Raw genomic sequence first — 14,510 nt, 5'->3', positions numbered from 1 at the left:
TTATTTATAGTTTTTCTACTTCTTTTCTAAACGTATTTCCGCGGTCTTGATAGTTCTCAAATAGGTCAAAACTTGCACAAGCGGGAGCTAATAACACTGTATCTCCTACAGTGGCAAATCTACGAGCGTATTTTACGGCTTCCTCCATACTTTTTGTTTCCACTATGTTGGGAATAATGTTGCCAAAAGATTGTAAAATGGCATTATTGTCAATTCCTAAGCATACAATGGCCTTTACTTTCTCGTGAACGTAAGGCAATAAAGGAGAATAATCATTCCCTTTGTCCACTCCGCCAACAATCCATACTACGGGCGTTTTCATTGTGTCCAAAGCAAAGAAAACGGAGTTTACATTGGTTGCTTTTGAATCGTTTATATAGGTGATTCCTTCCACTGTTTTAACAAATTCCAGACGATGTGGTTCACCAATAAAACCTTTTAGGCTTTCGCGAATTTTTTCTTTACGAACTTTTAAAAGATGTGAGGCAACGGAACTTGCCATTGAGTTTTTCACGTTGTGTTTTCCTTTAATTGCAATTTCTTCTGTATTCATCTCTACTATATGATTATTAATCGTAATTATTATTGTATTTTTGTGATTATAAGAACCCTGTTTAATTTCTTTTTCCAATGAAAAAGGCAATTTTTTTGCTTTAATGGGATTTTTTTCAAGCCATTGCTCTATCACTGGATCATCAGCATCGTAAATGAAATAATCATCTTCGGTCTGATTTTCAGTAATTCTGAATTTCGATGCGATGTAATTCTCCATTTTATAGTCATACCTGTCCAGATGGTCGGGGGTGATGTTCAGTAAAATGGCAATGTGCGGCTTAAAACTCGTAATTCCGTCCAGTTGAAAACTGCTGATTTCCAATACATAATATTCTTTATCATCTTCTGCTACCATTTGAGCAAAACTCTTCCCGATGTTCCCTGCCACGCCCACATTAAGTCCACTTTCTTTCAGAATGTGATACGTTAGGCTGGTTGTGGTGGTCTTTCCGTTGCTACCCGTGATGGCAATAATCTTCCCTTTGGTGTAGCGATAAGCAAATTCAATTTCGGAAATGATTTCGATATGTTTTTCCTTTGCTTTTTTGATGATTTCTGCCGTATCAGGAATTCCTGGACTCTTTATGATACAATCTGCTGAGAGGATTTCACTTTCGGTATGCTTATTTTCCTCCCATCGAATGGTATGTTGATTGAGTACCTCAGCATATTTGTTTGCTACCTTGCCTTTGTCGGACAGAAACACATCCCAATGCTTCTTTTTACCAAGAATTGCAGCTCCAACACCGCTTTCGCCCCCTCCTAAAATTACTAATTTTTTCATTTTTTATATTTTGAACTATAAATCGATGTCATTTTTCATACATTGATTGTTAAGTTAGTTATCAAAGTCTTCGTCTTCTTCCATATCTTCCTGAAAACGATTATTAAACTCACTATTTCCCCTTATATTTTGCTGAGAATAGTTGTTTAAAACATTTTCATAGTTAATTAAAAGAGAATCTATCTTCTTTTTGGTTTCAATTGAGGTATTTCCTTCCTTCAATTTCATAAGTTCTTGCTGAGCATTTTTAGTAAATTGCGTGATTGCGAGTATTTCCAATGCTCCTAACTCTCCTGTGGTGATGTTTTCTTGCAGAAGAGAAATTCTTTCGGCAATATTTTGATATTCAACTACTTTTAAAGCTACATTTTCAATACTTTCCAGATGTTTAACATTCAGTAACTCGTTGGTGATGGCTTCCAAATTGACATTTTTTAAAACTTCGTCTTTAATTTGGTTTGTACTTTTAGAAATTTCTGTCTCAATGCGTTCAGAGCTTTCCGATATTTCGTTACTGATGTTATTTACCAATTGATTGACGTTCTCACACGAGGCAAAAATGTTTGCACAAAGTATGATAAATAGTATTTTTTGTTTCATTTTTTCTTTTATGTTAAAATAATTAATCGTTTTTACTTTAATTTCCAAATACCTGTTTTGTCACTCCCCACGCGATAGATAACTCCTTTTTCTTTAAATGCTTGGATACGTCTTTTCGCTGTACTAATACTTATTTTTAAAATTTCACTTATTTGCTTGATAGTAATATTTGGCTGCTTTTGAATGAGCAACAATAGAGGGTCATTTACAGGTTCATTTTGTGTGTTTACAGGTTCAAAGTGAACGTGCATTTCTCGATTTCTAAGCATATGATTTTCTCCTAAAAGTAAATTCGATAGAAATCGGATTAAAAAAACATCGGTTTTATGTATTCCTTGTGACAAGTCTTCATAATTAGCTCTAACAAGAGCATTACGAAAAAACCACGAATGACGAGCGAACATATCATTATTTATTTGTTTAAATCCTAATTTTCGAAGGTATTTTATAAGAAAAACAGCCGTAGTCCGCGTATTTCCTTCTCCAAAAATGTGTATTTGCCACAGATAAGAAATGAAATGTGCGATATGCTCAACAATCTGTTGCTTGTTTAACCCTTTGTAGCTAAATATTTTTTCCTGAGCAAAGTCATAATCCAACGTTTGTTTTAAATTTTCGGCACTTGCATAAATCACGGTTTCTCCATTTAACACCCATTCGGCTTTGGTAATGTTGTAGGTACGGATTTTTCCCGCGTGTGGATAAATCCCTTCAAACAATCGACGGTGAATACTCATATATTCTATGGGCGAGAATGAAAAAGTATTTTCGCCTAATATTTCGGCAATGCGAACAGAAACTTTATCAGCCTCTTCTGTGCGATTTTCTTCATTTTTAGAGTTTTGCTGCTGATAGTAGTTGTTTATTTGTTGCTTCGCTTCTTCGATAGATATATTTCCTTCAATATTCTGCTTTGCTGTTTTTATCAGATAGTCCGATGGTTTTATGCCATCAACCTCTTGTAAACCAATAGCAGTATTCCAAGCGTTTGCTTTTTCGCGCTTATTGGGTTCTCCTTGTTGCAGATACTCCTCGAAAATATCCATTTTGCTCTGAATTTTATTATTGATTGTCTGTTTGATTTTCTTTCTGAACTTCGATTACCTAATTTTTAAGGTTACGAAGGACATTATTGCCAGAATGATGCCCACAATTAGGAATCGCATCACAATTTTACTTTCGTGATAGCCTTTTTTCTGATAATGATGATGCAAAGGTGACATCAGGAAGATGCGTTTGCCCTCGCCATACTTCTTTTTTGTGTATTTGAAGTAAGAAACTTGCATCATTACCGATAGATTTTCAATCAGGAAGATACCACACAGCAACGGAATGAGCAATTCTTTACGAACTGAAATGGCAATCACAGCAATTACCCCCCCAATGGTCAGGCTGCCTGTATCGCCCATAAAAACCTGAGCAGGATAGGTATTATACCACAAAAATCCGATAAGAGCCCCAGCAAATGCAGCGATGAAGATGGTCATTTCTCCTACGTTGGGGATATACATTATGTTGAGGTACTGCGAAAAAATGATGTTTCCCGATACCCAAGCAAAAATCCCGAGTGTTAGTACAATGATTGCCGAACTTCCTGCTGCCAGTCCGTCAATTCCGTCGGTGAGGTTAGCTCCGTTGGAGACTGCCGTCACAATTAAAATAACTATCGGAATAAAAACCACCCAAACCCAGTCTTTACTTCCTTCACCTGCCCACGAAATCAGGTCGGCATAGTCAAATTCGTTGTTTTTCATAAACGGAATAGTGGTTTTGGTAGATTTTATTTCTTCTTGCTGAATTTGAACTTCGGTTACTGTACTTGCTTTTGTGCTTTCGTTCTTTACGGTTACATTAGGGTTGAAATAAAGCATCGCTCCGACAAAAAGTCCGAGACCTATTTGCCCCAAAACTTTGAATTTGCCTTTAAGCCCGTCTTTATTCTTTCTAAAAACCTTGATATAATCGTCCGCAAACCCAATGATTCCCATCCAAATCATTGAAACTACAAGTAAAATGATGTACACATTTGCCAGATCAGCAAACAGAAGTACCGGTACGAGCGTTGCCAAGATGATAATCACGCCTCCCATTGTAGGTGTTCCTGCTTTTTCGTTTTGTCCTTGCAGACCTAAATCACGAATGGTTTCTCCCACCTGAAGTGCGTACAGCCTACGGATAATTTTCTTTCCAAAGATGGTCGCAATTAAAAGTGAGAGAATCGCTGCAATCCCCGCACGGAACGAAAGGTATTGAAACAATCCTGCTCCCGCCAAATTGTATTCTTTTTCTAAGTAATCAAATAGATAATATAACATTTTTAAATTGTTTTTGTTGTTGTAGGGGCGTAATACTTACGCCCTTATTGTCATTTTTATCAAAATTATTTGTTTGGGCGTATGTAATACGCCTCTACATTGTTTTATTAATAAAAACAATCCTCTTCCCATTTTGCGGGATTGTTTTCGATATATTCGTGAATTTTAAAATACGATTCCTCATTTCGGATAATGTGTTCGTAATAATTCCGTTGCCAAACAGAAAATCCTATTTTTTTCGACACCGCCGATTTGTAACCGCGAACAATTGCACCTAATGTTTGCGATGGTGACCGTAGGGGCGTATTGCATACGCCTTTTTCATTATCATTGGGTGTATGCAATGTTATATCATTGGGCGTATGCAATACACCCCTACATTGGTGGGTGATTTCTATAATGGCGTGAAAATGATTTGGCATCACCACAAATGAATGTAATACCACATTTTTGCGAATTGTTTCCGTATTTATCCATTCATTATAGGCAATTTTTCCTATTTCATTCAATTGCATTTTACCATCTACAATTTCACCAAAATAATGTTCTCTGTTTTGACAACAAATCGTAATGAAATATAACCCTTCACGACTGTAATCATATCCTTTCAGACGAATCGAACGCCTCTTGTGTATGTCGGAGTTGTATTTTTTCATTTTTGATTTGTTTTTTTTCGTAGTAAGGGCGTAAGCATTACGCCCTTACGGTATTAAAAATTCCTCTTTCAGTTTGCTGTAAATTTCCAAATCTCGGAATACATTTTCCGAAACGCGTTCGCCTTGCCGTTCGACGCCTTCAAAGGTAAATCCCAATCGCTTTGGAATGTTTTTGCTTGGTAAATTACCAACAGCACAACGGATTTGTACGCGGTTCATTCCCATTTCGGTAAAGGCAAATTCGCATATTCGCTTAGTGGCTTGGGTTGTGATGCCTTGTTTTTGGTATGTTTCTGAAATCCAATAACCGATTTCAGTTTTCTGATTGAGTTTGTCTGTTTTGATAAAACTGATAAGCCCGACGAATTCGCCTTCTTTTCGAATGCAAAAGATGTATTCTTTGGTCTGTTCCATCGTTTCCAAAGCTGATTTTATAAAATTTTCTTCATCAGCAAGATTTTTTATAAAAGAAACGAACGGAAGCCACTCGCCCAAATATTTTCTCTGTGTGTCTATTGTACTGAAAATGGTCTCAGCATCAGATAATTGTACCAATTCGAGATATAATTTTTCGTTTATGATTAGTTTCATATTTTGTTTCTAATGAATGGATTATTTAATCATTGTAGCTAATGTCCCGAAAAAATTACTGAAATTATGGGACAAAATCGCTAACAATATACTTCGACTTTTTAGGGTTATCCACCCCCAAAGGTATCCTGCAAAAGTGGTTTGTATAAAATAAATAGATTCAAAATCAATCGCATAGTTTTTATCAAGAGTCAAACTATGCATAAATCCGAATAGAATCGCCGTTAGTAAAACGCTTGGATTTCCTACAAAAGTTGTTTTTTCTTTCAATGAAGAAGCCAAAAGTCCGAGTAGAATTCCGCGAAACATTATCTCTTCATCAACGCCCGGCAAGGATATTTGAAAAGCCAATGTTTCCATATTAAATTCGGATTTACCCAATAAAAACCAAACCACAGTTGATAATAATACCAATCCCACCGCTACAATGAGAGTTGGTTTTAAGTTTTCTCTATTTTGTTTTAAAGTGAAAAAATCATTTTCGTGAAAATATCTTCTAAAAATGAAATAACAGCTTATTCCACAAATGATTCCCAATGCTTTTCCTTCCCAATTCCAACGGCTTTCTATTACATCGAACACTGCATTGATGCTCGGAAGCACGAGAAATAACTGATATGCCACATAGCAACCTACAAAAATCAATAATCGTATGAAACTGATTTTGCTTTTTTCTTTAAGAAATAAAATTGCAAAAGGAAGCAACAGAGCGACCTGCAAAAAAGATTCGGCTAAAATTTTTATCATTTTTTATTTGTTATTGTTATCGTAGGGGTAAAGTCCGTGAAAACGGAGTATGTGAGCTTACGCCCTTTTCGTTTTGTTTGGGCGTATGCAATGTTCATCATTGGGCGTATGCAATACGCCCCTACACGTTCAATATTTTTTTCACTTCTTCCATATCATCAAAATGAGTGCGTTCGCCTTTGATTTCTTGATAGATTTCGTGTCCTTTCCCTGCAATGAGGATAATATCTCCTGATTGGGCAAACTGACAAGCGGTTTTTATTGCCTGACGGCGGTCGGTTATGGTAACAAACTTTTTGTAATGCTCTGCTGATACACCTGCTTCCATTTCGTCCAAAATCGTTTGTGGGTCTTCGTCTCGCGGATTGTCCGAGGTAAAAATCACTCGGGTACTTTCCTTCGTGGAAATATCCGCCATTACGGGGCGTTTACTCTTGTCGCGATTGCCTCCACAGCCTACTACTGTGATGAGTTGTTCGTTTTTGGTGCGTATGTTGTTGATGGTGTCCAACACATTTTGCAAAGCGTCGGGCGTGTGGGCATAATCCACAATCGCCGTGATTTTGTCTTTCGAAACAAAATACTGAAAGCGTCCGCCTACCGACTGCAAAGTACTCAAAGCCGTGAGGTTTTCCATTTTTTCAACTCCGAGCAAATCGGCAACGGCATAGACTGCCAACAAATTATAAGCATTGAACTGCCCGATGAGGTTTGTCCAAACTTCTTGTCCGTCTATTTTCAGTACCAAGCCCGAAAACTGATTTTCCAAAATCTGCAAACGATAATCCGCCATTGTTTTCAAAGCGTACGATTTCTTTTGAGCTTTGGTGTTTTGGAGCATCACACTGCCATTTTTATCGTCGATATTGGTAAGGGCAAAAGCTGTTTTTGGCAATTGGTCGAAAAACTTCTTTTTGGCATCACGATAGTTGGCAAAGGTTTGGTGATAATCCAAATGGTCGTGTGTGAGATTCGTAAACACGCCCCCTGCAAATTGTAAGCCTTCGATGCGTCGTTGCTCCACGCCGTGCGAACTCACTTCCATAAAGCAATATTCACAACCTGCATCAACCATCATTTTTAAGTACTTATTTAGTGTAAGGATGTCGGGCGTGGTGTTTTTGGTGTCGTACTTCTGCTCATCTACATAGATGGCAATGGTGGAAATAAGTCCCACTTTGTAGCCCGCTTTTCTAAATAACTGATACAGCAAACTGGTCGTTGTTGTTTTCCCATTAGTACCCGTAACACCTACCAATTTGAGTTTTTCCGACGGATTTCCATAAAAATTACTCGCCATCGTTGCCAAAGCCGAAGTAGTATCTTTTACCTTTATGTAAACAATTTCCGAAATAGTTTCTTGCGGAATCTCCTCACAAACGATGACTTTTGCTCCCTTTTCGATGGCTTTACTAATGAATTGATGCCCGTCTGATGCCGTACCTTTTATAGCAACGAATACATCACCTTGTTTAATTAACCGCGAGTCTTGCACCAAATCACCTACTTCGATATTGATTTCCCCCGAAAGGGAGATGATTTCTATGTTTTGTAATATATCTTTCAGGTTCATAGTTTTTGTGTAATAAAAATCTAACTTTTGAAAGCCTTGTCGTTGCTGAAACAAGATGCTTTCAATAAAGAAATGTATTTTTCTCTTTCTACTTTAACTGCTTCCATATCGTTAGGAAACATTTTGTTAATAAGGGTTATCGCGAAATCTGTAGCCCATAATCCGTGAAATTTAGTGTGCGGACTTGCAGCAATTTGAGCCATCGTTCGGTAAAATTTTACTTTTGCTACATCACTTTCTTCTTTTGCTAATTTGCTGATTTGAAAACTTATGTTTCTTGCTTTATGATAGTTGGTTTTTCCATCAAGCCACTCCTTCATCGCCTCAAAAGCCAACGACATTTCATCGCAAGGCTCAAACTTTGTAAAATTTATGAGATGTTGTGCTAATGACAAACAGAATAACACTATTTCCTGACGATTTTTGGTATCGAAAATAGTGATGAATTCATCGCGTAATGCAGGAATGTCTTCTATTTTTCCGACTGGTTTCTGATATTTATAAAAATCCATTTTTTCATTTTTGTTATCACCGAAACGGATATACCCGTTCGCTACAATATGACAAATTAATTTTCCATTTCCTCCGCCATTGCCACCAACTTACTCAATGTATTCAAATTGCGTGTGGTAGCGGTAATTTTCAGTTTCTTTTCTAAAAAATTGTTACTGAGTTTACTACGGCTGGCATCTTTGGGTAAATACATATACAATGCTTTTTCGCTAAAATCAAATTTTTCCTCGCCAAAATCCTGCTTTTTGAGTTCCTTTGCCAATGACAGCGATAATTCATCATTAAAAAGCGTAAAGAAAACGCGTTTGCTGTCGTGATTTTCGGTAAATGGATTTTCGCTTAAAACTTGTGCAATTTCATCAGCGGTTTTTACAATCACAGGAAGTTCTGCTTCAATGTTTTCCTTAATGAATTCGTATACCTTCCTGCTCACCCCCGCAGGGGAAAGCTCCGTTTGTAAGACCACATTTCCACTCTGAATATAAGTTTTTACATTCACAAAACCGCCTTTTTCCAAAATTTCTTTCAGAAAAGCCATACTCGGAATTTTGTTTTTCCCTGTGGGCATTACGCCACGCAAAAGGACGATGTAGGTGTTCATAGTTTTGATTTTACGATTTACTATTTCATTGTAAGGGCAAAATATTTTTTGCCCTTACATTGTTGGGCATACGCAATACACCCTTACAATATTTTGCTACTTTAAAATGGTTCGTAAGGCTTTTTTGATAATGTACTCTGTTGATTTTGTAGGGCTTTCTTTTTCCCAACGCTTACATAATTCCTGCACAAAATCGGGGCGAGATTTACTCGCATCATTGAGCCAATTGCCTACGCTATCTTGCACATATTTAGCCGAATCCGATTTTAATTTCTCCAAAATAGGCAATGCCAATTCAGGTGAATTTTTCAAGGTCTCGATATGCGAACACCACACCCCACGCGGACGCAAGGCTTCCGAAGAAAAACGACGGATATTTTCATCTTTATTTTCTGCCCAAACCGATAGAAAATCAATTGAAAATGCCAAATTTTGGCTCAATTCAGGTCTGAGTGCCATCCAAACCACTTCACGCACCCCAAAATGCTTGTCTGCCACCAACGGCTGTAACAAGCCGAGCTTTTTTTCAAGCGAAAAATCGGTGTTCAGAGCCATAAAATAAGTGGCATAACAACGCACCGAATCAGACAAATGTGTGGCTAATTTTTCAAAAACGGCTAAATAATCTGTTGATTTTGCGGATTTTTCGTACAGAAACGCTCCAATCAACTTGATGGTATTCATCGTTGATGGCTTTTTTTGATTTTTTATGAGCTCTTGAATTTCAGAAATATACGCATTTGAAATCCCTATTTTGGGGAACACCGTAGCCACCAAAGTCATATGGTTGACAGAAAGCCACTCGGTCAAATTAACGCTTGCTATCCTACCCTCGTTCAATAATTCCAATACTTCTTGTGGAATGTTTTCAAGTTTTGTTGCTCCTTTACGGTTTTGTATTTCGGGTGTCATACTCTTCCCTTTTAAAAAATTAAACGATATATATCCCATTAGGAGAAGACTCTTTTTACTATAAAGCGTCTAATGAGTGCGATGTGGGGGAGGTATTTTTTGGTTGTTTATTTTACGCTGATAAAAATCTCCACTTCGGACTCACTGCCGTTTTGGGATTTTTCGCCATACACCTCAAAATCGTACTGGTAGGCACGATTCAGCACTTCATCTTGTTCCCAAATGGTTTTCCAAGTCTGCATAACGGCATTGGGCATTTCTCCTTTGGCAATGAATTTCTGAAATTTTGTAGCAGGAAATTCTCGCCCAATCATTCCGTCTGGAATTTCATCTAATGAGCTGACTTTCTTTCCGATAATCGCGGTATAAGCTCCTTGATAATCACTTTCGTAATCGGTGTAAATGGCGATAATTTCCCCCGAAATGGTATTCGGGATTTTTGAAATGGTGTCGCTCATAAATTGCCCCCAAAGTTTGCCCAAATCTGTTGCGGCTTGTCCGTTGGCATTGGTCGTGCGTACCGCTATCCCGATGATTTTAAATCCGTTTGTCATAATATTTGTTTTTAAGTTTTATATTTTCTTTCTTCTCACTAAAACCATAATTCCCAATCCGAAAAACGCCAACAGATACAGCACTACAAAGAGATTTTTTAGTAAACTGAAAAAAGGCAATACCGATAAAATGGTATCCGAAAGCGACGAAAAGCGGTAAAGCGATATGCCGATGCCGATATTTTCCAAGTAGTCAAACACTGCCGCTACAACGGGTAAAAAGACCACCCATCTTCCCCTTTTAAAGTTCAATTTATCAATAAAATGCTTTAATATCTGTCTGTAAGTAAAGGCATAAAGTAGCGGGTATATCATATCAATGGGTAATTGCCTGTACAGATAGTAATGTCTGCCCTCGCTTCCCAAATATTCTAAAAGACGCACCACATATTCGCCATCGTAAAAGGGAAGGACATCAATAATATCCAATCCGTTGGCAAGGCGGTTCAGTATAGGGATGGTGATAAAAACCATCAGTAAGTACACCGACATTGTGATGATAAAATACAGCCAAAGTTTCGTTGGGGTAAAAAATGTTTTACCCTTACATTGGGAGGTAAAATATTTTTTGTCCTTATTTATCATTTATTTATTTTTAAAAATTCAATTATTAGAACGATAATCCGTAAAGCCCATTACATTGCCCGAAGGGTCTAAAAACTCCACCGCCCAACCTGTTTTTATGGGGAAAGGTGGCGTTAAAAATTCCACGCCTTTAGTTTTTAAATCTTCGTACACTTCCGTTACATTATCTACTTCCAGCCAAATGGTAGGTTTCACATTCGGAAATTTTTTCTTGTCTTTTAAGATAATAGCAGCCTCTTCATTGCCCACTTTAAAGGCAATCATTCCCATTTGGGAGAAATCAAATTTGATTTCCAAACCCAAAACATCAGCAAAAAAATGTTTGCTTTTTTCGAAATCTTCGGCGGGAAGAAAAAAATTGTCGTAATTCATACCTTATTCCTTTTAAAATATTGAACGTTTTTAAATATTCTTTGCTAATGACACTTAGCAAAGAATAATTTACCCATACGGAAAAAACCACCGCAGGTTTTGGGCAAAAGCACGGCAGGTTTGAAATAAAACCAAGTGTGGTTTTAGGTGAAACCACGCTTGGTTTTTAGAAATACTGCTGCTGGTTTTTATGAAAACTATTTTTTCTTCTCGAAACCTGCTGCTTTCATTGCTTCTACAATGCGGGTACCTGGGCGATAATTCACACTAACGGATTTTATCTGGTTAGCCGTAAACTCCTTTTCGGTAGCTACTCCATTACTGCTGAGCGTAGGGTATAGACTGCCGAGTTTTTCCAAACGAATGATTTTGCTATCGGCTAATCCTTGTTGAATTACATTTTCCAAAGCGATAATCACCCCGCGAATGTCCGCCTCACTAAGAGCGGAAAACTTTTCGATTTGTTTTACCAAATCATCTACCGATAGCTCTCCTTCGGTTACTACATTGGCATAAAACTTTTTGGTTCCGCCTCCGGCAACGCCCGGTTGCCCTTTCTCGATAACTTTGTACTTGATGCTCATAATTGAAAATTTTTAGAAATGATACATTCATTAAGGAATACCTTGTATGTCCTATGGCTAACAAAGATAATATTTTTAAACATTATACGGCATTGATTTTCATTTTTATATCTTTGAATTATCAGGGCTTATAGCATCTTATTTTCGATGTACTCGCAGATTTGCTGTGCGATATGTTCTTTTTGGTAAAAGTTGTGATACGCCTCATCAAACAGGTATGGCGATGTTTTCATTGTATCATACCACGCAATACTGGGCAGATGATGGTCTTTTTTACCATAAAATAGGTGAAGCTGAGCTTTTGGAGGTATTGTTTCATACCGCAATCGAGTGGAAGATACGGCTACCAAATGTTGGGCTTTTAATCCGCTGTGTAAGGCTCTCCAAGCAATATAGCCACCTATGCTAAAACCTAGTATGGCGAAGGTTTCTTTTTCTTTGTGGGTTAAGTTTTGTACAGATTGTAGAACGCCACCGTCCATAAATTGCTGATGCAGTGCCACCTCGGTATATTGACTTACATCTATCTGCCCTAACTGACAAGCGTCATAAAAGATAACCTCAAAATGTTTGGATAAGGTTTCGGTGTAATATTGCCACCATTGTGATTGTTTTACACCCCATAAATCCGAAATAACGATGAGTTTTTTCATTGGTTTTCCTTTTTGTTTAGTAACATACTTATCATTTTCTCCAAACGCCTTTCTTTGGTTTCTTGCTTTTTGGCTTCATTTATCCATTGGATATACTCGTTTTTGTGAGACGGACTCAGTTTTTGAAACACGGCATATGCCTCGGGGGTTTCTTTTAATATGTTGGGGCGAAATATTTTTTGCCCTTACATTGTTTATTATAGGCAAATGTTGATTTGCTCTACGGGGTTATTTGTGAAAACAATCTTCTGTCCATTTTGCAGGATTATTTTCGATGTATTCGTGAATTCTGAAATACGATGCCTCATTTCGGATAATATGTTCGTAATAATTGCGTTGCCAAATTTGATGGATATTTGTATTGGAACGCACCCATTTGGTTACACCAATTTTAAAACCACGCACGATGGAACCAATGGTGTTTGATGTCCCCCGTAGGGGCGAAATATCTTTCGCCCTATTATCATCGGGCAAATGTTGATTTGTTGGGGCGAAATATTTTTCGCCCTTATTATAGGGCAAATGTTGATTTGCCGTTTCATTATGGGGCAAATGTTGATTTGCCGTTTCATTATAGGGCAAATGTTGATTTGCCCCTACGGGGGTTACAATTTCTATTATGCCGTGAATGTGATTGGGCATCACCACAAATGTATGCAACAAAACATTTTTAAAATGATTGGGAATGTCTCTCCAACATTTTTGGGCAATTTCTCCTATTTCGTTTAATTGCATTTCCTCATTGATGATTTCCCCAAAATAATGTGCTCTGTTTTGGCAACAAATCGTGATGAAATACAACCCTTCACGGCTGTAATCATATCCTTTCAGACGAATAGAACGCCTTTTGTGTTTATCGGGATTGTATTTTTTCATAATCAATCTATTATTGGGGCGAAACATTTTTCGCCTTTATTATAGGCAAATATTGATTTGCCCCTACAATATTACGAAACATATATTGGAAAATCCTTAATAATTGATAATCAACCATTAACAATTATAATAAAACCCTGTTACTTCAATACGCATACCGAAGAATTTTTCCAATTGGGGCAGATAATTATCCAAATCATATTCTTTGGCACCGAAAATTAGCATTGGGTATTTTTGTTTTTTGTAATACACTCGCAGGGTATCGGCACCACTGCCTTTGGCAGGAAGCATACGCTCGATGTACACTTTTTTAATATTCGATAGCGGAAAAATATTGCAAAATTCACCCACACTTACCCCGAGTTGTTTATTTACTTCATCTCGCCACAATACGGCTTGGTCGCCAAACCTTTCCGTTAGTAAAGGTGGACGGCGTTTTACGATTTCGTTTTCTTGATAGTCGGTCTCTATCCCGATATATTCTTTGGGAAATAACACCCAATCGGTAAGTTGTATATTCTCCTCATTTTCAATTGGAGTGATTAATTCGGGATATTTACGGGCATTGATAATATTAAAAAACACATATTGATGCTGAGGTTCTCCGTAATAAACGCTAAGAAATGTCATTTCGTCTTTTTGAAAAAATGAATAGAGGTCTTCACGAGTTTTATAGTGTTTATCAAGGGGTAAATGTTTTTCTAGTTGCTGATGCACTTGCCAAAAATCAAATTCCTCTACCTGTGTGTCTCCATTGGCATAGTATTCTCGTACGGCTATATCCCTACGCTGGGTGTTGTGAATGCGAAATTCAAATTTGGAAAATAGCAAATTGCCCACCCGCACCGGATATTTAAAATAGTAATACTCATACACCTCATAATCCAAATCAAAAGGGCTGTCCCATTCCACCAAAGGCGATGCGATAACTTCCTCGTAGGTAGCGTTCCACGAAATAAATTGTTTTTCAGGTGATTGCACTTCAAATCCGAGATGATAATCCGTGTGATTTTCCGATAGTAATGTGATTTGTTTCATA

Annotated in this window: 19 protein-coding genes; all 19 read right to left on the bottom strand. The window is 37.5% G+C overall.

The genetic code is table 11. The features are described 5' to 3' along the window. Positions 1-4: 4 nt before the first annotated feature. The 19 genes from murD to CGC52_RS05835 all read right to left on the bottom strand — a co-directional run bounded on the left by murD (position 5) and on the right by CGC52_RS05835 (position 14,509). A complete protein-coding gene (gene murD / locus CGC52_RS05925; RefSeq protein ID WP_095893726.1) occupies positions 5-1,339 on the bottom strand; it encodes a UDP-N-acetylmuramoyl-L-alanine--D-glutamate ligase in 1,335 nt (444 codons plus the stop codon). Positions 1,340-1,393: 54 nt separating this feature from the next. Then, positions 1,394-1,939, bottom strand: a complete 546-nt coding sequence (locus tag CGC52_RS05920; RefSeq protein ID WP_188111507.1) for a hypothetical protein — start codon at positions 1,937-1,939, stop codon at positions 1,394-1,396. A gap of 32 nt (positions 1,940-1,971) precedes the next feature. Further along, the gene (locus CGC52_RS05915; protein ID WP_095893725.1) at positions 1,972-2,985 is read right to left on the bottom strand and encodes a Fic family protein; all 1,014 of its coding nucleotides are present in this window, start codon (positions 2,983-2,985) and stop codon (positions 1,972-1,974) included. A 54-nt stretch (positions 2,986-3,039) separates the two neighbouring features. Then, on the bottom strand, positions 3,040-4,254 hold the full coding sequence (gene mraY / locus CGC52_RS05910; protein WP_095893724.1) for a phospho-N-acetylmuramoyl-pentapeptide-transferase: 1,215 nt from the start codon (positions 4,252-4,254) through the stop codon (positions 3,040-3,042). Positions 4,255-4,361: 107 nt separating this feature from the next. Beyond that, a complete protein-coding gene (locus CGC52_RS05905; RefSeq protein WP_095893723.1) occupies positions 4,362-4,910 on the bottom strand; it encodes a transposase in 549 nt (182 codons plus the stop codon). Positions 4,911-4,955: 45 nt separating this feature from the next. Next, positions 4,956-5,501 carry a GNAT family N-acetyltransferase gene (locus CGC52_RS05900; RefSeq protein WP_095893722.1) on the bottom strand — a complete coding sequence of 182 codons (546 nt, stop codon included), beginning with the start codon at positions 5,499-5,501 and terminating at the stop codon, positions 4,956-4,958. 21 nt (positions 5,502-5,522) lie between these two features. Then, entirely contained in the window at positions 5,523-6,248 is a 726-nt protein-coding gene (locus tag CGC52_RS05895; RefSeq protein ID WP_095893721.1) for a CPBP family intramembrane glutamic endopeptidase, read from the bottom strand. A gap of 121 nt (positions 6,249-6,369) precedes the next feature. Continuing rightward, positions 6,370-7,821 (bottom strand): UDP-N-acetylmuramoyl-L-alanyl-D-glutamate--2,6-diaminopimelate ligase, encoded by a 1,452-nt coding sequence (locus CGC52_RS05890; protein ID WP_095893720.1) that lies wholly within the window; start codon positions 7,819-7,821, stop codon positions 6,370-6,372. 20 nt (positions 7,822-7,841) lie between these two features. Then, on the bottom strand, positions 7,842-8,333 hold the full coding sequence (locus tag CGC52_RS05885) for a putative immunity protein (RefSeq protein WP_095893719.1): 492 nt from the start codon (positions 8,331-8,333) through the stop codon (positions 7,842-7,844). A gap of 56 nt (positions 8,334-8,389) precedes the next feature. Next, positions 8,390-8,935 (bottom strand): DUF1697 domain-containing protein, encoded by a 546-nt coding sequence (locus CGC52_RS05880; protein ID WP_095893718.1) that lies wholly within the window; start codon positions 8,933-8,935, stop codon positions 8,390-8,392. Positions 8,936-9,031: 96 nt separating this feature from the next. Further along, positions 9,032-9,847 (bottom strand): DNA alkylation repair protein, encoded by an 816-nt coding sequence (locus tag CGC52_RS05875; RefSeq protein ID WP_095894475.1) that lies wholly within the window; start codon positions 9,845-9,847, stop codon positions 9,032-9,034. Positions 9,848-9,954: 107 nt separating this feature from the next. Beyond that, entirely contained in the window at positions 9,955-10,401 is a 447-nt protein-coding gene (locus CGC52_RS05870) for a GyrI-like domain-containing protein (RefSeq protein WP_095893717.1), read from the bottom strand. An 18-nt stretch (positions 10,402-10,419) separates the two neighbouring features. After that, positions 10,420-10,986: a hypothetical protein gene (locus tag CGC52_RS05865; protein ID WP_095893716.1), complete on the bottom strand. Its 567-nt coding sequence runs from the start codon at positions 10,984-10,986 to the stop codon at positions 10,420-10,422. A gap of 18 nt (positions 10,987-11,004) precedes the next feature. Beyond that, positions 11,005-11,358: a VOC family protein gene (locus CGC52_RS05860; protein ID WP_002664576.1), complete on the bottom strand. Its 354-nt coding sequence runs from the start codon at positions 11,356-11,358 to the stop codon at positions 11,005-11,007. Between the two features lie 197 nt (positions 11,359-11,555). Beyond that, complete coding sequence (locus CGC52_RS05855; protein ID WP_002664579.1) at positions 11,556-11,942, bottom strand: HU family DNA-binding protein; 387 nt, start codon at positions 11,940-11,942, stop codon at positions 11,556-11,558. A gap of 128 nt (positions 11,943-12,070) precedes the next feature. Continuing rightward, positions 12,071-12,595 carry an alpha/beta hydrolase gene (locus tag CGC52_RS05850; protein WP_095893715.1) on the bottom strand — a complete coding sequence of 175 codons (525 nt, stop codon included), beginning with the start codon at positions 12,593-12,595 and terminating at the stop codon, positions 12,071-12,073. After that, entirely contained in the window at positions 12,592-12,756 is a 165-nt protein-coding gene (locus CGC52_RS11410; protein WP_369800753.1) for a YdeI/OmpD-associated family protein, read from the bottom strand. The genes CGC52_RS05850 and CGC52_RS11410 overlap by 4 nt, the downstream gene beginning before the upstream one ends. A 67-nt stretch (positions 12,757-12,823) precedes the next feature. Continuing rightward, entirely contained in the window at positions 12,824-13,471 is a 648-nt protein-coding gene (locus CGC52_RS11340; RefSeq protein WP_095894474.1) for a transposase, read from the bottom strand. A gap of 117 nt (positions 13,472-13,588) precedes the next feature. Further along, positions 13,589-14,509: a hypothetical protein gene (locus tag CGC52_RS05835; protein ID WP_095893713.1), complete on the bottom strand. Its 921-nt coding sequence runs from the start codon at positions 14,507-14,509 to the stop codon at positions 13,589-13,591. Position 14,510 lies beyond the last annotated feature (1 nt).

The sequence above is a fragment of the Capnocytophaga sp. H2931 genome (assembly GCF_002302535.1).
GTDB lineage: Bacteria > Bacteroidota > Bacteroidia > Flavobacteriales > Flavobacteriaceae > Capnocytophaga > Capnocytophaga canis.
The sequence above is the reverse complement of the archived record's forward strand: the minus strand, read 5'-3'. Positions and strand labels throughout refer to the sequence as shown.